Consider the following 17,407-nt stretch of genomic DNA (forward strand, 5'->3'; position numbering starts at 1 on the left):
CGTTCTTCTCTTTCGCAGAAATCTGCGGGTGTGTCACAATGAGCGGCATGTCACCGCAGACGTTCACCTCTCAGCGCGGCGGGTCGCTCGCCAAACCCGCCGCAGACACGGCCCCCGAGACGGATGCTCTCCTTCTGGGACGCCGGATCCGCGCTCGCCGCACCGCACGGAGCCTCACGCTCGAACAGCTGGCGAGTGCCGTCGATCGCGCGCCGTCGCAGCTCTCGGCGATCGAGAACGGCAAGCGCGAGCCGAGATTGCCGGTACTCCGGGCCATCGCGAAGACGCTGGGCACCACCGTCGACCACCTGCTGGGTGACGACGAGCTCGACGAGCGGTCCGCGCTCGAGGTGGAGGTGGAGCGGGCGCAGCGCGGAACGGTGTTCACCTCGTTGGGCCTGCCGCCGATCCGCGTCTCGAAGGGCGTGAGCGATGACGTGCTGCGCACGATTCTCGGGCTCCACCAGGCGATCGAGCGCATGCATCGGGAGCGCGCTGCGACTCCTGAGGAAGCGAGGCGCGCGAACACCGAATTGCGCGCGGAGATGCGGGTGCGCGGCAACTACTACGTCGAGCTCGAACGCGCCGCGGGCGAACTGCTGCAGCGCGCCGGGTACACGGGAGGGCCGGTCTCGCAGGGCATCGTCTCCCGCATCGCGGAGGAGCTCGGGTTCTCCCTGCACTACGTCCCCGACCTGCCGCATTCCACGCGGTCCGTCATCGATCGGCGCAACCATCGCATCTACCTCGGCGCCGCGGTGCCGTCGCGCGATGCGCGGGCACCGATTCTGCGTGCCATGGCGAGCATCGTGTGCGGTCATGAGGAACCGCGGAACTACCGTGACTTTCTGCGTCAGCGCATCGAATCGAACTACCTCGCGGGCGCCGTGCTGCTGCCCGAGGAGGCGGCGGTGACGCTGCTCACCGCAGCGAAGCAGCAGCGGCAGATCTCGATGGAGGATCTGCGCGATGCCTTCGCGGTCTCGTACGAGATGGCCGCGCACCGATTCACCAACCTCGCGACGGAGCGACTCGATCTGCGGGTCCACTTCATGAAGGCCCATGAATCCGGGACCCTCATCAAGGCGTACGAGAACGACGGGGTGCGGTTTCCGTCGGACGCGCTCGGCAACCTCGAAGGAGCGACCGTGTGCCGCAACTGGACCGCGCGGAGCGTCTTCGGCCAGCCGGACCGCTTCAACCCCTGGTACCAGTACACCGACATGGCCGACGGCGGCACCTACTGGTGCACGTCACGGGTGGAGAAGGCGCGCGAGGGCATGTACTCCGTGAGCGTCGGCGTGGGATTCGACGGTGTGAAGTGGTTCCGCGGTCGTGACACCCCGCACCGGGCGCAATCGTTCTGCCCCGACGAGGCGTGCTGCCGCCGGGCCTCGGACGACCTCACGCAGAAATGGGAGCAGGCTGCTTGGCCGGAGGCCGCGACACCGACGAGTCTGCTCGCCGCGCTGCCGACGGGCACCTTCCCCGGGGTGGACGCCCACGAGGTGTACGCGTTCCTCGAGGAGCACGAGGGCTGACGCGCGGGCCGGTGCGGTCAGGCGAGCAGCGCCACCGCCGGTGTGAGCAGCACGACCACGCCGAGGTTCGCGAGGATCGTGATGCCCGCGGCGCGTCGCAGGTTCGCGGCGGGCTCTTCGACCGTGCGCATGGAGTTCGCGAGTGAGACCGCGAGCGCGACGCGGGCGGGCGAGGCCATCACGGCGGCGCCGACGCCGGCGGTCTGGGCGCCGAGCGCGAGCAGCGGATTGGCCCCGATCGCGGTGGTGGCGTGGGTGGTGCCGAGGGCGAGCATCGCCGCGGCGGAGGTGTTCGATCCGGTGAGGTACCCGGTCAGCGCGCCGAGGGCGGGCATGAGCAGGAGGAAGCCGAACCCGAGACTGGATGCTCCCTCGGCGAGGGTATCGCCCATGCCGTTCACCGAGAGCAGACCACCGAAGAGCACGAAGAGCACGGTGACCAGGCAGACCGGCGCGAACGTGCGCAGGCCGCGGCTCAGCACCGGAAGCATCTCGGAACGCGAGAGTTTGACGAGCAGCGGGGCGATGAGCGCGGTGACGACGAGCCACAGGCCAGGATTCGTGAGCACGGTCTCGACGGCTCCGAGGTCGACGATGTTCGCCAGGCCGATGACCGTGAGCATGGCGCCCACCAGCACCGCGTACGGCGAGAACGATCGCAGGGTCGCCCGCGACATGCGCGGCAGCGGTCCCGTGAGGCGAGCGAGCGCGAGCAGGGTCAGGACTCCGGCGCCTGCCGTGAAGACGCCGCCGAGGGCGGGGGCGAGCCACAGGTTGGTGACGAGGAGCACCGGCCACATCACCGCGATCGTGACGGCGAGCTCCGCGAAGGTCCGTCCGCGCCGACCGCGTTGTACGCCGACGAGGGTGATCGTGACACCCATGACGATGAGGACGGGCAGGTTGCAGAGCGCGATCCAGAATCCCAGATCATGCATGGGGAGTCCGCTCATGCTCTGAATGAGCAGCAGGCTCGGTCCGAGAGACCCCCAGGGGCAGAGTGTGAGCCCGAGCAGGGAGACCGTCGCGGCGCGCGTGGTGTCGAGGCCGGCGCGCATGAGCAGTGGGACCCCGACGATGATGCCGACGCCCCAGCCGATGATCGACTCCACGAACGGGGTGACGGCGAATCCGAGCAGCAGGATCGCACGCTCGCGCGAGTGCGCGGCTCCGTTGAGCCAGAGGCTGATGAGCTCTTGTGCTCCGGAAGCCCGTAGCATCTCGGAGAGGATGATGCCGCCGAGCATGATCAGGGCGAGCGTGATGGTGACGCCGCCGAACCTGCCGCCGAGCTCGGACACCTCGCTGAGGCCGAGCGGAAAGCGGAAGCTCAACACGACGGTCACCGCGAGCGTGATGAGGACCGACGGGAGCGGTGCGACGCGGAACGCGAGCAGTCCGATGAGCGTCAGGATCGGCAGTGCCGCGAGCAGAAGATTCAGAGGTGTCACGAGATTCCCAGCCTACTCCTGCGGCGAGACACTCCCGCTACTCTCGCGAAGCGACCGTGAAACATGCGCCACGTACACTCGGTGCTGTGACGAGCGAACCGCGATCGAACCATGACAACGGCATCAACTTCTACACGCGGAAGTGGGTGAAGCCGGAGGATCTCAACGCCCACGGCACCCTGTTCGGGGGCAGTCTGCTGCGCTGGATCGACGAGGAGGCCGCGATCTACGCGATCCTGCAGCTCGGCAACCCGAAGGTCGTCACCAAGTTCATCTCCGAGATCAGCTTCGAGTCCTCGGCGCTGCAGGGCGACCTGCTTGAGATGGGGCTCACGGCCGTGGCGTTCGGTCGCACCTCGATCACGATGCGGGCGGTCGTGCGAAACATGATCACGCGGAAGACGATCCTGACCATCGAGAAGATCGTGTTCGTGAACATCGGACCGGACGGGGTGCCGGCACCGCACGGGTACTCCAGCATCACGTACCGCCGCGACCGCGTGCCGGTCGTGCTCGAGGACTAGAAGACCATGGGCCGGTCGTCGTCATCATCGAACGTGTCGGCGAGCAGCGACGGATCGATGGCGGCAACCACGGGAACGTGATCGCTGGGGCCGTCGCCCTTCCGCTCGTCGCGTGCGATCTCGGCGCCCGTCACCGCGTCGGCGAAGTCGCGTGACGCCATGATGAAGTCGATGCGCATGCCCTCGTTCTTCTGAAAGCGCCCCGCCTTGTAGTCCCAGAACGTGTACCCGTCGGGCACGATCGGCCGGACGACGTCCGTCACCGTCGCCTCGAACGAGGCGAACAGTGAGCGCTCGTCGGGGGAGACGTGGGTGGTGCGCCCGACCTCGAAGCTCGGGTCGGCCATATCGCTCGCGAGCGGGGCGATGTTCCAGTCGCCCATGAGGGCGAGCGGGAGATCGGGATCCTCATCGAGCCACGACTCCGCGTTCGCTCGGAGGGCCTCGAGCCACCGCAGTTTGTAGTCGAAGTGCGGGTCGTCGAGCGAACGTCCGTTGGGCACGTACAGGCTCCACAACCGCAGATCGCCGACCGTCACGCCGAGCGCACGAGCCTCGAGGGGCTCGCCGGCGGCGTCGACACCCTGCACGCCTTCCTGGCCCTTGATCGGCTTGCCGAAGCCCGGCATGTCGTCGAAGCTCGTCGCGACATCCGACATCTCGTGGCGGCTCGCGAACGCGACGCCATTCCACTGGTTGAGCCCGTGAATCTCGACCTGGTACCCGGCACGAGCGAACTCCTCGACCGGAAACTGGTCGGGCCGGCACTTGATCTCCTGCATCGCCAGCACATCGATATCGTCGCGCACCAACCAGTCGACGACGCGACCGACGCGAGTGCGAATGGAGTTCACGTTCCAGGTGGCGATGCGCATGGGTCCAGCGTAGCGGGGGCCTCGCTGTCGTTGTGATCGATCGGTTACTCAGCAGCGCTTGTCGCGTAAAGCATTTCCATTAGGCTTGAGAAGACCGCGTTTTCACCCCACACGAAGGAGTGTGCATGTCTGCGGAGATCCGTGAGCGACTGACCAGCTTGGCGATGAAACTCGAGCAACAGCGAGCGAGCATTGAGACTGAGGAGGCTACGAAGAACGCGTTCGTGATGCCGTTCATATCGCTCGTGCTGGGGTACGACGTCTTCAACCCCAATGAGGTAATCCCTGAATTCACAGCGGATGTCGGTATCAAGCGAGGAGAGAAGATCGACTATGCCATCGTGAAGGACGGTGACGTACAGATCTTGATCGAGTGCAAGCATGTCGGCGCGAAGTTGGACGTGAAGCACGCCTCTCAGCTCTTTCGGTACTTCGCGGTCGCTCATGCGCGTATCGCGGTGCTCACCAACGGGGACGATTACCACTTCTTCACCGACCTCGATGCGCCGAACAAGATGGATGAGAAACCGTTCTTGATGATCAAGGTCTCCGACCTCGATACGGCGCTCGTCCCCGAGCTCAACAAGCTCGCGAAAGACGCGTTCGATCTCGACTCGATCATCAACGCGGCGGAAGAGCTCAAATATGTCGGTGAACTGAAGCGCGTCCTCTCGGCGCAATTCGCCTCACCGGATGCCGACTGGGTGAAGGCTCTCACGGGGCGGGTCTACGAAGGCGCGATCACCCAACGTGTGCGGGAGCAGTTCTCCGGTCTTGTGTCGAAGGCAATGACCCAGTTCCTCGGCGATCGAGTCAATGATCGCCTGAAGGCGGCATTGGGTGGTCCGCTGGGGCTGAGCGCTGACAACACGTCGGTGACCTCGGCCGATGCGAGCGAACATGTTGCCGAAGCGTCCGTCGATGCTGCAACCTCGGAGCGCAAAGATGGGATCGAGACGACCCTCGAGGAGCTCGAGGGGTATCAGATCGTCCGAGCCATTGCGTGCAGTGAGGTCGCACCGTCCCGGATCGCTCACCGGGACGGACAGACCTACTTCGGTGTCCTCCTCGACGACAACAACCGGAAGCCGATCGTGCGTCTCTGGTTCAACACCTCTCAGAAGTACCTCGGACTGTTCGATGAAAACAAGACCGAGACGCGCCACCCGATCGATGGTCTCGAAGAAATCTATCGATACGCCGATCACATCCGCGGGACGGTGCACCAGTACGACTGAAATTTCTGCGTTGGTGTCGTACTTTGGCGCAGAGGCGGCTCGTCGACCTACGGTCCCGTCAGATCCTCGGCCAGCATCACGATGATGCCGCTGGGGCCGCGGAGGTAGGTGAGCTTGAAGGTGTCCCGGTAGTTGGCGACGCCGCGGAGCGGGTGGCAGTCGTGCTTCGCCGCGATGGCGAGTGCGGCATCGATGTCGTCGACCGCGAAGGCGACGCGGTGCATGCCGATCTCGTTCGGCAGGGTGGGATCGGTCTCGATCGCATCAGGGTGCAGGTACTCGAAGAGCTCGATCTGGCCGTGACCGTCGGGAGTCTGCAGTACCGCGATCCGAGCGTGATTGCCGTCGAGACCGACCGCGGTGTCCGCCCATTCGCCCTGCACCGTGTCGCGGCCAAGCACGGTGAGGCCCAGGTCGGTGAAGAACGCGATCGCGGCGTCGAGGTCGCGCACGGCGATCCCGACGTTCGCCAGTGTGATGCTCATGCACCGGATCGTAGTTCGGCCAGCAGTCGCTGTCTACGGGCCGTTCGACCCGCGATTGAGGAGCCGTGTCACCCCTGCGCGTGCGGTCTACCGCAGCGTGCGGGGCTCGACGGTCGACCAGCTCGCGAACTTCGCCGATCGTCCGTCGCCGCTCGAGCGTCCGGTGAGCCGCCGCTTCACCCACGGCAATACGTGCTCGCGTGTGTAGCGCAACTGATCGCGGCGGGTCGGCGGCGGGGTGGGATCGGCGTCGAGCAGCCAGTCTTCGGGATGGGCGTAGCCGAGTCCGCGGAGCACGTTCGCCGCGACGCGGTGGTGACCTACGGGGGCGAGGTGGAGGCGGTCAGTCGACCAGTACTGCCGCTGCGGCAGGTGCGGGTCGCTCCAGTTGTCGATGTAGGTCACGCCGAGGCGCTCGGCGAGGTCGGCGGTGGCGCGCAGCAGTGCATCGCCCTTGGTGCGGATCGTGTCGCCCCGGGGCAGCCCGCCGGTCGGGTTGGGGCCTGCAAGCAGCACCGGTCGCGAACCCCCGTCGATGATGCGGCGCAGCGCGAGTTCGACGGCGTTGCAGATCTGCGGAATGTCCGTTCCCGGCCGCAGCAGGTCATTCCCACCGCCGTTGAGCGTCACGAGAGTGGGCTGCAGAGCCATTGCGGGTTCGAGCTGTTCGGCGATGATCGGTCCGAGCAGCTTGCCCCGGATCGCGAGGTTCGCGTACTGGATCGCTTCACCTTCTGCGTCGGCGATGCCCTGCGCTACGAGGTCGGCCCAGCCTCTCACCGAACCGTCCGGCTGCTCATCACCGACACCCTCGGTGAAACTGTCGCCGATGGCGACGAACCTGATCCGCTTGCGATCCTCTGACACCTCTCCACCCTAACTCGGGAACGCGGGGCGATTGGCCAGCGGCATGCCCCTCGCTTACCATGGCCGAGGCGCGAGGCACCGCCTCGAACCTGCGCCGCAACGAAGGGCTCGCATGCATCTCCTCCGGAAGATCCCCCTGCTCGGGTGGGTCATCGTCGCCATCATCCTCGGTATTGTCACCGGCCCGGTGATGCCGCAGTGGCTCGGCAATGCGTTCCTCACCTACAGCTCGATCTTCTCGGGGTTCCTCGGCTTCGCGGTGCCGCTCATCATCATCGGGCTCGTCACCCCGGCGATCGCCGAGCTCGGCAAGGGTGCCGGCAAGTGGCTCGGGATCACCGCGGGCATTGCCTATGGCTCGACGATCCTCGCCGGAGTACTCGCCTACTTCGTCGGCCGTTGGCTCTTCACAGCTCCGCTGTCGGGCGGGGGCATGGTGTCCCTCAGCGGCAATGAGGCGTCCACGTTCTCGCCCTACGTCACGGTGGTCGCCGAGGCCGGCGACTCCGCCACCGAGATCGTGCTGTCGCCCGTGGTCGACGTGATGTCGGGTCTCGTGCTGGCATTCGTGATCGGGATCGGCCTGACGGCGTTCCGCAGTCGGGTCATCTTCCGCGGAGCTGTCGAGTTCCGCACGATCATCGAGGCGCTGATCCGTCGCATCATCGTGCCGGCGCTGCCGCTCTTCATCTTCGGCATCTTCATGGATCTCTCCCACAGCGGGGCCGCGGTCGAGGTGGTGACGAAGTTCCTGCTCGTCGTGGTCGTCTCGTTCGCGTTGACGCTGGTCGTGCTGCTCGCGCAGTACTCCATCGCCGGTGCGATGTCGGGCACCAACCCGCTGAGGGCACTGTGGAACATGCGCGACGCCTACTTCACGGCACTGGGCACCTCGTCTTCGGCGGCGACGATCCCGGTCACCCTCGCCTCGACGAAGAAGAACGGGGTGTCCGACGCCGTCGCCGGCTTCGTCGTGCCCCTGTGCGCGACGATCCACCTCTCCGGGTCGATGGTCAAGATCACATGCTTCTCGATCGCGGTCCTGCTGCTTACCGGCGGCGATGTGTCCTTCGCGAGCTACTTCCCCTTCATTCTGATGCTCGGCGTCATGATGGTCGCCGCACCCGGTGTGCCCGGTGGGGCGATCGCAGCGGCGGCGGGCCTGCTCGTGCAGATGCTCGGGTTCGGTGAGGTCGAGGTCGGCCTGATGTTCGCGGCGTACATCGCGCTCGACAGCTTCGGCACGGCGACCAACGTGACCGGTGACGGTGCGCTCGCGATGATCCTGAACAAGCTTTCTCGCGGCCGCCTGGGCGCACAGGCCCAAGACGCGGAGGACGAAGTCGTGGAACCGCTCGATCGACCGCGCGAAGCGTGACCGCTGCGACACGGGCGGGTGAGCGTGCTCAGCGGAGCCGGTGAGCGGCGAACCCGTACGCGCGTGCGACGCCGGCTGCCTCTCCCTGACCTGCGAGCATCGGCGGAATGAAGTCTTCGGGCGCAGGGTGGTCCGGCAGGTCGGCGAGGTACGCCTCGTGGCATCCGAGAGAGGCCACGGCGCGCTCGACGTCGGTCTCCGCGAGCTCGACGAAGTGCGTGGGGGCGGTGCCAGTGAGTAGCAGCCAGGTCGCGCCCCACGGCGCGAGATCCTCATCGTGCAGCAGCTCGGGGAAGACCCACCGGTTGTCGGCGTCGCGCACCGCGTCGATCGTCGCGATGCCGGCCGCGCGATGATCCGCGTGATCGATGCCCCACGGCACGAAGAGCGCCCCGGAACCGGTGATGACGGCGTCCGGTTCGAACGTGCGGATCTCGCGGGCGATGGCGCGACGCAGTTCGAGGCTCGCCTCGAGGGTGCCGTCGGGGAAGTCGAGGATCGTGAGCCGCTCGACTCCGACCGTCGCGCACGCGCGCCGCTGTTCGTCGGCGCGCAGCGGACCCGCCTCCTCCGGCGGGCGCTGCATACCAGCCTCACCCGCGGTGAGCAGCAGATAGGCGACCTCGATGCCCTGCGCGGTCCAGTGGGCGACGGCCGCCGAAGTTCCGTATTCCGCGTCGTCCGGATGGGCGACGACGACCAGCACGCGCCGGACGCCATCCGTGTCGAAGGGCTCGAGGTTCGGTGTCGCTAGGTCGCTCATGCTTCGAGCGTAGACACCTCGACTCGGGATCGCCAGAGCGGACTACGCACCGGGATCGGCCCAGCCGAACACGATCGCCGGGTGCCCGAACCGCCACCAGAAGCTCGGCTCGGTGATCGCCGCTCCGGTGACGACGCGCACCTGCTCGGTGCCGCTCGGGGTGGCGACCGTCACGGCGCCGACGACGCTGCCGGCATCGCCGGCCGATACCGCGCCGACCGCGCTCGACAGGTGCGCGACCTCTCCCGGCACAAGCACGGCGGCGGCACCGCCGTCCGCGATGAGCGGCACCTCGCTCCCGTCCCAGGCCACCGCACTCCCGACCACGGTCTCCGGGGCGAGCAGCTCCGTCATGCGCGCGGTGGCGAGTGCGGCATCGAGCACGGCGCGGGAGTCCGCGGCGCGAGCCTCGTCACCAGTGCGACCCAGAACCGCTGAGATGGCCGTGACCGGCCGGCCGTCGACGACCGCGGTGCGCGCGGCGAGCAGATGGAAGCCGGCGAAGGTCGACGTTCCCGTCTTCACCCCGATCACGCCTTCCTCACCCAGGATCGGGTTGCTGTTCTCGATCGGACCGATGCCCGGGATGTCCACCCACGACTGATGAACGATCTCGGCGATGACCGGGTGCTCCAGCGCGAGCGAGCCCAGCCGCACGAGGTCCGCTGCGGTCGCCGTGTTCTCGGGTGAGAGCCCGGTGGGTTCGATGACGCGCAGACTCTCCAGTCCTTCACGTTCGGCCCAGGCCGATGCGGCATCGGCGAAGGCGGCCTCGCTGCCGAACACCCACTCGGCGTAGAGGATCGCATAGTTGTTGGCGGAGGGCATCAGCACGAGTTCGAGCATCTGACGTTCGGTGAGCTCGAGCCCGGCGGGGGCGTCCGCCACGACCCCGTTCTCGGCCAGCACGCGCTCGCGCACCGCATCGTCGGCCGCGGTGACGGTGTAGGTGGGGCCGGACTCTCCCGTCTGCAACGGTCGGCGCTCCAGGCCGACGAGCGCGGTCACGAGCTTCGTCAGGCTGGCGATCCCGATCGGCGCGCCGTCGCTCGCCCAGACTGACTCGCCGTGGAGAAATCCGACGGCCGTGGGATCCGCTGCCTCGGAGGTGATCGCCGCAAGGGCGCGCTCGTCGGCGGCCACCTCCTGCTCCGCATCGATCTCGAGCACCGGTGCGATGTCGGGCAACGGTGCGAGACCGACCGCGCCCGCGTACGCGCCCGTCAGCGCAGCAGCGAGCGCTCCGGCGGCGACGGTTCTCCGGCGGCGGCCTCGACGGCTCGCGTCCGGTGCGCCACCGCGCGGCGTCCGAGGGTCCGGTTGGGGCAGCGCACTCACTCCTCCAGGCTAGCCTCCGCGGCAATGAAGCGCGGGTCTCGTCGGTAATCCGCGCGACGTGTGGCGAGTGCGGCCGCCACCTGCGCGGGTGCGTCATCGCCGACGATGACGCGCAGTCGTTCATCGTCAGCGGCTGCGACGTGGTCCAGGATCGCGAGGGCGGCCTTGTGCGGATCGGCTCCTCGGACCGCATCGGTCTCGGGCCAGGGCACGCGTGCGGTGCCGAAGAGGCGGGTGCGCAGTGCATCGTAGTGCGGCATCGGCGTGGAGAAGCGCATGCTCGATCCGGCCCACTCGGTATCGAGTGCCCCCGGCTCGATCAGCGACACCGTGATGCCGAACTCCGCGACCTCGGCGGCCATGGCCTCGCTGAACGCTTCGAGCCCCCACTTCGTGGCGTTGTACGTGCCGAGCGTCGGCATGGTGCCGACCGCCCCCACCGTGGAGATCTGTACGATGTGACCCGCGCCGCGGTCGCGCATGAGCGGGATGACCGCCTGACTGAGCCAGAGCGGCCCGAGCAGGTTCGTGTCGACGATGGAGCGGGCCGCGTCTTCCGTGATCTCCTCGGCAGCGCCGATGAAGCCGGTGCCGGCGTTGTTCACGAGCACGTCGATGCCCCCATGGCGTGCGGCGATGTCTGCGACGACGGCGTGGGCTGCGGCGCGATCGCGCACGTCGAGGTGCTCGACCGTGAGCCGCTCGTGCGCCGGCAGCTCGTGTCCCTCCCGCATCGTGGCGACGACGGTGTGCCCCGCATCGAGGGCGGCGCGCGTGAGGGCTCGGCCGAGACCGCCGTTCGCGCCGGTGATCATCCAGACAGCTGCGTGAGTCATGCGGCCAGCGTATCTCAAACTGGACGCTGCGTCTCGTTTGACGGTACAGTGGAGGCATGGCGAGACGGTCGACAGCGACGAAAGTGCATCGGGCGGTCGTCGATATGGTCGGCTCGGCGCCGGTTGCGGCGATCACCATGGAGGGCATCGCCGAGCGAGCCGGGGTGAGCAAGCAGACGCTCTACCGCAGCTGGGCTTCGACGGGTGCCATTCTGTGCGATGCATTGCTCGCCCGCAGCGTCGATGCGCGCGGCGCGGTCGTCGTCCCCGATTCGGGTGACCTGCACGTCGACCTGCGGTTCCTGGCTCTGGCCATGGTCGAGGAGCTGACGGATCGCGAGCAGGGTCCCTTGCTGCGCGCCGTCACCGCCGAAGTGCTGTCGGACGACGCGCTCGGCAGTCAGGTGCGGGAGCACCTGCTGCACCCGCAGTTGCGCGGCATCGCCGAGCGCTTCCGGGCAGCGAACGTCGCCGACCCCGATGCGGCCGCGGAGCTCTTCGTGGGACCGATCTTTCATCGCTGGCTACTGCGCACGCGGCCCTTCGCGGAGGGGTGGGCCGAGGGTCACGCCGCCCGCGTCGTTCGTGCGGTCCAAGCGACGGACGACGCGGGTGCGTGAGCGCGTCGTGACGCGGGTTGCGCCCGGGCGTGTCCCTCGCTAAGATTGCTCTTTGGCTGTGCGAAGTCCCATCGCGCAGACCGCGAGCGCATGCAGTACGGGCGCTTGCAGACAAGAAATCTTGGGTGGGGTCGTCCGATCCCACGGTATGAGAGGAAACACCATGGCAGCAGTGTGCCAGGTGACCGGCGCCGTTCCCGGCTTCGGTCACAACATTTCACACTCGCACCGTCGCACGAAGCGTCGGTTCGATCCGAACATCCAGAAGAAGACCTACTACGTGCCCTCGCTCGGCCGCAAGGTGACCCTCACCCTGTCGGCTAAGGGCATCAAGGTGATCGACGCTCGGGGTATCGAGTCCGTCGTCACCGACCTCCAGAAGCGCGGGGTGAAGATCTAATGGCGAAGCAGCAGGACGTCCGTCCCATCATCAAGCTCCGTTCGACGGCGGGCACCGGGTTCACGTACGTGACGAAGAAGAACCGTCGCAACACCCCCGACCGCCTCGTGCTCAAGAAGTACGATCCGGTGGTCCGCAAGCACGTCGACTTCCGAGAGGAGCGCTAATCATGGCGAAGAAGAGCATGATTGCCAAGAACAAGCAGCGCCAGGCTGTCGTCGCCCGTTACGCGGAGCGTCGCGCCGAGCTGAAGAAGGCCCTCATCGATCCGAACGGATCGGATGAGAGCCGCGAGGCCGCACGCGTCGGTCTGCAGAAGCTGCCCCGCGACGCCTCGCCGGTGCGCGTGCGCAGCCGCGACGTCATCGACGGCCGCCCCCGCGGTGTCCTGACGAAGTACGGCGTCAGCCGTGTGCGGTTCCGCGCCATGGCGCACCGCGGCGAACTGCCGGGCATCACGAAGTCCAGCTGGTAAGCCCACCGCTTTCCTGACAGCGGGCGCATCCCCTCGGGGGTGCGCCCGCTGTGCTGTGTGCGCACGGCATCGACGGGTCGACCGCGCGTGCAGGATTGTGTGCGCGCCCCGCGCGCAGATAGCGTGAGATCAGTGCTGATGACAGAGCGGTGAACGGCAGGAACAAGGGGGCGTCTCGTGGCGGAGATCGTGGTCGAGCGGGCGGAGTACGAGTCGCGGATCAATCGGGTGCGCGAAGCACTCGTGCGCGACGGGTTCGACGGGATCCTCGTCGTCGACCCGGCGAACCTGTACTACCTCACGGGGTACAACGCCTGGTCCTTCTACATGCCGCAAGCGCTGTACGTGCCCGTCGGCGGTGACGTGACGCTGATGATGCGCGAGATGGACGCGGTGGGCGCGCACCGGACCGCCGTGGTGGGTGCGAGCTGGGTGCTCGGCTACCCCGAGACTTATGTGCACCAGCAGGATCGCCACCCGATGACGTGGTGCGCGGAGCAGCTCGTGGCGACGCATCGGATCCTTCCCGGTACGCGGCGCATCGCCTACGAGGGCGACGCGCACTTCTTCTCCCCGCGCAGTTTCCGGGCATTCGCCGACGCGGTGACGGCGGCGATGCCGGGTATCGAACTCGTCGACAGCCACGAGCTCGTGAACTGGGTGCGGGTCGTGAAGTCGGACACCGAGATCGACATCATGCGCCGGGCGGGGGTCATCGCGAGCGAGGCCATGCGGGTGGGGATCGAGGCGATCGACGAGGGCGTCTCGCAGGCGGAGCTCGCGGCGCTCATCCTCGCGCAGCAGGCGCGCGGAGTGCCGGGCAGTGAGGGCGACTACCCCGCCATCATGCCGATGCTCCCGATCGGGGAGGGCGCCGATACGCCGCACCTCACCTGGACGGGCAAACCGCTCGTGCGCAACGAGGGCGTCTCCATCGAGCTCGCCGGCGTCTACCGCCGCTATCACGCGCCGCTGGCGCGCACCGTGGCGCTCGGCACCCCCAGTGCCGAGCTCGACCGGGTCGCGAAGGTGACCGTCGAGGGTCTGCAGGCGGCGCTCGACGCCGTGCGCCCGGGGGCGACGGCAGCCGACCCGGTGCTCGCGTGGGAGCGGGTGATCGCGCAGCACGGACTCGAGAAGCGCTCGCGCCTCGGCTACTCGGTCGGGGTGGGCTACCCGCCGGATTGGGGCGAGCACACCGTGAGCCTGCGCGCCGACGACACGACCGAGCTGCAGGAGAACATGACGTTCCACATGATCGCCGGCATGTGGATGATCGGATACGGGTACGAGCTGTCGGAGACGATCCGCGTGAGCGCTGACGGTGTGGAAGTGCTGACGGATGCGCCGCGACGCCTCATCGTGCGGGGTGCCTGAGTGGGTGTCGCGCACGCCGCTGAGGCTGAGGCATTGGCGTCTCTCGATCTCGATCGGATCATCGCCGACACCTGCGATCTGATCCGCGCGGGCGGTGAGAATCCGGGCGACACCGAGGAGCGGTCCGTTGCCGCGCTGCGCGGGATCGCCGAGCGCACCGGTGCCGCGGTGACGCTGCAGGAGGTCGCTCCCGGCCGGCAGAACCTGCGGGCGGCGATGGGGCCGGAAGGCGCTCCGACGATCCTGTTCCTCGGGCACAGCGATGTCGTGCCCGCGGGGGAGGGATGGTCCGGCGCACCGTTCGAGCCGCGCGTCGCGGATGACCGGATCGTCGGCCGCGGGTCGACCGATATGAAGGGCGGACTCGCGGCGGTGATCGCTGCAATGGCGGCAGTTTCGCGAGTCGTGCCCGGGATCCGTCTCGAGCTCCTCTGCACCGTGGACGAGGAGGACCGGGCGACTGGGGTCCACGCGGCCCTCCCCGAGCTCGACATGCCCGACGCGATCGCCTGCATCGTTGCCGAACCCACCGACCTCGACGTCGTCGTCGCGTGTCGCGGAGCGAGCAACCTGATCGTCGACCTCGTCGGGGCCTCGGCGCACGCGGGTCGACCGGAGGAGGGTGCGAGCGCCATTTCGGCTGCGAGTCGTCTCGTCCAGCTCGTCGACGCGCGGCACGCCGACGCGCGCGCGGCCGATCCCGACCCGTTGCTCGGCAGCGCGAGCTGGAACGTCGGTACGATCACGGGCGGCAGCGGCACCTCGATGGTTCCGCGACAGTGCACCGTCACGGTCGACCGCCGCACGATGCCCGGCGAGGATCCGGAGGCGATCCTGGCCGAGTTGCTGGACGACGCCAGGGCCGACCTCGCCGCGTCCGGGATCGCGGGCGCCGAGCGCATCACGCTCACCGGGCGCGTCGACATGGCCATGCCGGGGTTCCGCACCTCGCCGGAGGCGGCGGTCGCGACGAGTGCGGCTGCCGCGGTGCAGCGCTTCGGCGCGCCCGGGCGCACGACGGGGTGGACCGCCGCTTGCGAGGGCGGTTTCATCGCCGAGCACCTCGGGGTGCCGACCATCATCCTCGGCCCGGGAGACGTGACCACTCAGGCGCACCAGCCCGACGAGTATGTGCCCGTCGCCCACCTCGACATCGCGGCGAAGGCCTACGTGCTGACGGTACTGAGGCTGTCGGAGCAGGCGCAGGTGCGTTAGTCTCCAACGCATCGAGCGCTCGGACTCGGGCGCGGGGAGAAGAGGTGCAGGCATCATGAACGAACGACCCGGCGAGCTGCCGCCCATCACGCGCGATATCGACCTCACGCCGATGCAGCGCAGTCGGACCCGGAAGTCGGTCGCCGGTTCGGCCATCGGCAATGCCATCGAGTGGTTCGACTACGGGGTGTACGGGTATCTCGTCATCTACGTCTCGGCGCTCTTCTTCGACTTCGGCGGCGACCAGGGCAGCGCGATGCCGCGGATCCTCGCGTTCGCGACGTTCGCCATCTCATTCCTCGTGCGTCCGCTGGGTGGCATCATCCTCGGGCCGCTCGGCGACCGGGTCGGTCGTCGCACGGTGCTCATGGCGACGATCCTGATGATCAGCGTCTCCACGGCAGCGATCGGGATCCTGCCCACCTACGAGACAGCCGGAGCCTGGGCGCCCCTGCTGCTCGTGCTGTGCCGGATGGTGCAGGGGTTCTCGGCCGGAGGCGAGTACGCCGGCGCCGCGGTCTTCATGGCCGAGCACGCTCCGGACAACCGCCGCGGGTTCTACGGCTCCTTCCTCGAATTCGGCACGCTCGCGGGCTTCTCGGGGGCGGCGATCCTCGTCACCACCCTGACGCTCGTCGTCGGCGAGGACGGCATGATGGACGGCTGGTGGCGGCTGCCGTTCCTGCTCACGCTGCCGCTCGGACTGATCGCGGTCTGGCTGCGACGCAGCACCGATGAACCCGACACCTTCACCGAGGACGTCGCGGGCGCGCAGTCCGGTCAGGCCCAGACGGCGCGCGCAGCGCTCGGCAGCCTGCTCAAGAACTTCCCGGCTCAGGTGCTAAAGCTCGGCGGATTCGTGATCCTCATCAACGTGGCCTTCTACCTCGTGCTCACCTACATGCCGAGCTACCTGTCGAGCACGCTCGGGCACGGCGCAGCCGAGGCGAACTTCGCGCTCGTCATCATCCAGCTGATCATGATGGCGGTGATCGTGCCGTTCGGGGCGCTCTCCGACCGCATCGGACGCAAGCCGCTGCTCCTCGTCGCGAGCCTCGGGTTCACGGTGTTCTCCGTGCCCGCGATCATGCTCATCCAGATCGACACGCTCTGGGCGCAGCTGGCCGGCATCGGCCTGCTCGGGCTCTTCCTCGTCATGGTGATCTCGAACATCTCGGCGACGCTTCCGGCGCTCTTCCCGACCTCCGTCCGCTACTCGGGGTTCGCGATCGGGTACAACCTCTCCACCGCCATCTTCGGCGGAACTGCAGGCGCCGTGAACGAGACGCTCATCGATGCGACCGGAAATGTCCTGATCCCGGGCTGGTATCTGGCAGCGGCCGGACTCATCGGCTTCCTGTCGATCCTGACTTTCAACGAGACCGCGGGCCGCTCGTTGCGCGGCAACGTGGTGCCGGGCAGCGACGACGCGTTGCGGCGCGCGCAGGGCGAACAGCTCATCGGGGGCAAGCGTCGCAGTAGCTGACTGAGCGGTCTCCCTGAGAAATGTGTGAATGAAATCCGCAGAATTCCGCCAGTGTGAGGTAGATTCGTACCGATCAACCGATCGCTCCGCCCACCCGGGGGAGCAGTAGAACACGATCAGAGGCGTGACCCGACGCGGTCGCCGCCTTGAAAGGACCAGAGATGTCACTGAACAAGACCGAGCTCGTCGCCAAGATCGCCGCTGAGACCGGCCAGAGCCAGGCAGCCGTTTCGAGCGTTGTCGACGGCCTCTTCGCCGCCGTGTCCGAGACCGTCGCCGCAGGCGAGAAGGTGTCGATCCCGGGTTGGCTGACCTTCGAGACCGCCACCACCGCTGCACGTACGGGCCGCAACCCCCGCACGGGCGAGACCATCGAGATCCCCGCAGGCAAGCGCGTGAAGGTCTCCGTGGGCTCGAAGCTCAAGAGCGCGGTCAAGTAAGACCTCTCCCTGTTCAGCACCCCCCGGTCGGCGTCAGCCGGCCGGGGGGTGCTGCGTTTGCGGGGGTCGACGAACCGCGCGCAGCGCGCGTCCACCCG

19 protein-coding genes are annotated in these 17,407 nt (G+C 67.8%); 12 read left to right on the plus strand and 7 right to left on the minus strand.

Features of this window, described 5'->3' with window-relative positions; translation table 11 throughout:
- Nucleotides 1-47: 47 nt before the first annotated feature.
- Nucleotides 48-1,541, plus strand: a complete 1,494-nt coding sequence (locus J4H85_RS02970) for a helix-turn-helix domain-containing protein (RefSeq protein ID WP_208236731.1) — start codon at nucleotides 48-50, stop codon at nucleotides 1,539-1,541.
- Nucleotides 1,542-1,558: 17 nt separating this feature from the next.
- On the opposite strand, the gene J4H85_RS02975 is transcribed toward J4H85_RS02970, so the two are convergent.
- A complete protein-coding gene (locus J4H85_RS02975; protein ID WP_208236732.1) occupies nucleotides 1,559-2,992 on the minus strand; it encodes an L-lactate permease in 1,434 nt (477 codons plus the stop codon).
- Between the two features lie 86 nt (nucleotides 2,993-3,078).
- Between J4H85_RS02975 and J4H85_RS02980 the strand changes: the two genes are divergently transcribed.
- Complete coding sequence (locus tag J4H85_RS02980; RefSeq protein ID WP_208236733.1) at nucleotides 3,079-3,516, plus strand: acyl-CoA thioesterase; 438 nt, start codon at nucleotides 3,079-3,081, stop codon at nucleotides 3,514-3,516.
- Here J4H85_RS02980 and J4H85_RS02985 read toward each other — a convergent pair.
- On the minus strand, nucleotides 3,513-4,391 hold the full coding sequence (locus tag J4H85_RS02985; RefSeq protein WP_208236734.1) for an exodeoxyribonuclease III: 879 nt from the start codon (nucleotides 4,389-4,391) through the stop codon (nucleotides 3,513-3,515). The genes J4H85_RS02980 and J4H85_RS02985 overlap by 4 nt on opposite strands.
- A 125-nt stretch (nucleotides 4,392-4,516) precedes the next feature.
- Between J4H85_RS02985 and J4H85_RS02990 the strand changes: the two genes are divergently transcribed.
- Nucleotides 4,517-5,629, plus strand: a complete 1,113-nt coding sequence (locus J4H85_RS02990; protein WP_208236735.1) for a type I restriction endonuclease — start codon at nucleotides 4,517-4,519, stop codon at nucleotides 5,627-5,629.
- Nucleotides 5,630-5,676: 47 nt separating this feature from the next.
- On the opposite strand, the gene J4H85_RS02995 is transcribed toward J4H85_RS02990, so the two are convergent.
- Nucleotides 5,677-6,114, minus strand: coding sequence for a VOC family protein (locus tag J4H85_RS02995; RefSeq protein WP_208236736.1), 438 nt, complete (start codon nucleotides 6,112-6,114; stop codon nucleotides 5,677-5,679).
- 87 nt (nucleotides 6,115-6,201) lie between these two features.
- Entirely contained in the window at nucleotides 6,202-6,981 is a 780-nt protein-coding gene (locus J4H85_RS03000) for an SGNH/GDSL hydrolase family protein (RefSeq protein ID WP_307863353.1), read from the minus strand.
- A gap of 112 nt (nucleotides 6,982-7,093) precedes the next feature.
- On the opposite strand from J4H85_RS03000, the gene J4H85_RS03005 reads away from it, so the two are divergent.
- Nucleotides 7,094-8,359: a dicarboxylate/amino acid:cation symporter gene (locus tag J4H85_RS03005; protein ID WP_208236739.1), complete on the plus strand. Its 1,266-nt coding sequence runs from the start codon at nucleotides 7,094-7,096 to the stop codon at nucleotides 8,357-8,359.
- 28 nt (nucleotides 8,360-8,387) lie between these two features.
- Here the strand turns inward: J4H85_RS03005 and J4H85_RS03010 are convergent, their stop codons facing one another.
- The 3 genes from J4H85_RS03010 to J4H85_RS03020 are packed head-to-tail and all read right to left on the minus strand — an operon-like array spanning nucleotide 8,388 to nucleotide 11,296.
- Nucleotides 8,388-9,122 (minus strand): PIG-L deacetylase family protein, encoded by a 735-nt coding sequence (locus J4H85_RS03010; RefSeq protein ID WP_208236741.1) that lies wholly within the window; start codon nucleotides 9,120-9,122, stop codon nucleotides 8,388-8,390.
- 42 nt (nucleotides 9,123-9,164) lie between these two features.
- Entirely contained in the window at nucleotides 9,165-10,460 is a 1,296-nt protein-coding gene (locus J4H85_RS03015; protein WP_208236743.1) for a D-alanyl-D-alanine carboxypeptidase family protein, read from the minus strand.
- Nucleotides 10,457-11,296 (minus strand): SDR family NAD(P)-dependent oxidoreductase, encoded by an 840-nt coding sequence (locus tag J4H85_RS03020; RefSeq protein ID WP_243893308.1) that lies wholly within the window; start codon nucleotides 11,294-11,296, stop codon nucleotides 10,457-10,459. The genes J4H85_RS03015 and J4H85_RS03020 overlap by 4 nt, the downstream gene beginning before the upstream one ends.
- Before the next feature lie 56 nt (nucleotides 11,297-11,352).
- On the opposite strand from J4H85_RS03020, the gene J4H85_RS03025 reads away from it, so the two are divergent.
- The 8 genes from J4H85_RS03025 to J4H85_RS03060 all read left to right on the plus strand — a co-directional run bounded on the left by J4H85_RS03025 (nucleotide 11,353) and on the right by J4H85_RS03060 (nucleotide 17,309).
- Entirely contained in the window at nucleotides 11,353-11,916 is a 564-nt protein-coding gene (locus tag J4H85_RS03025) for a TetR/AcrR family transcriptional regulator (protein WP_208236745.1), read from the plus strand.
- Between the two features lie 163 nt (nucleotides 11,917-12,079).
- Nucleotides 12,080-12,316: a 50S ribosomal protein L28 gene (gene rpmB / locus J4H85_RS03030; RefSeq protein ID WP_208236747.1), complete on the plus strand. Its 237-nt coding sequence runs from the start codon at nucleotides 12,080-12,082 to the stop codon at nucleotides 12,314-12,316.
- A complete protein-coding gene (gene rpmG, locus J4H85_RS03035; RefSeq protein WP_200114837.1) occupies nucleotides 12,316-12,483 on the plus strand; it encodes a 50S ribosomal protein L33 in 168 nt (55 codons plus the stop codon). Before rpmB ends, rpmG begins: the two co-directional genes overlap by 1 nt.
- A gap of 2 nt (nucleotides 12,484-12,485) precedes the next feature.
- Nucleotides 12,486-12,791: a 30S ribosomal protein S14 gene (gene rpsN / locus J4H85_RS03040; RefSeq protein ID WP_208236749.1), complete on the plus strand. Its 306-nt coding sequence runs from the start codon at nucleotides 12,486-12,488 to the stop codon at nucleotides 12,789-12,791.
- 177 nt (nucleotides 12,792-12,968) lie between these two features.
- On the plus strand, nucleotides 12,969-14,168 hold the full coding sequence (locus J4H85_RS14230) for a M24 family metallopeptidase (RefSeq protein WP_208236751.1): 1,200 nt from the start codon (nucleotides 12,969-12,971) through the stop codon (nucleotides 14,166-14,168).
- A 33-nt stretch (nucleotides 14,169-14,201) separates the two neighbouring features.
- Complete coding sequence (locus tag J4H85_RS03050) at nucleotides 14,202-15,383, plus strand: M20 family metallopeptidase (RefSeq protein ID WP_243893309.1); 1,182 nt, start codon at nucleotides 14,202-14,204, stop codon at nucleotides 15,381-15,383.
- 55 nt (nucleotides 15,384-15,438) lie between these two features.
- Nucleotides 15,439-16,869 (plus strand): MFS transporter, encoded by a 1,431-nt coding sequence (locus J4H85_RS03055; protein WP_208236755.1) that lies wholly within the window; start codon nucleotides 15,439-15,441, stop codon nucleotides 16,867-16,869.
- A gap of 161 nt (nucleotides 16,870-17,030) precedes the next feature.
- Nucleotides 17,031-17,309 (plus strand): HU family DNA-binding protein, encoded by a 279-nt coding sequence (locus tag J4H85_RS03060; protein ID WP_208236757.1) that lies wholly within the window; start codon nucleotides 17,031-17,033, stop codon nucleotides 17,307-17,309.
- Nucleotides 17,310-17,407 lie beyond the last annotated feature (98 nt).

It is taken from the genome of Leucobacter tardus (assembly GCF_017583045.1).
In the GTDB taxonomy this organism is placed as follows: domain Bacteria; phylum Actinomycetota; class Actinomycetes; order Actinomycetales; family Microbacteriaceae; genus Leucobacter; species Leucobacter tardus.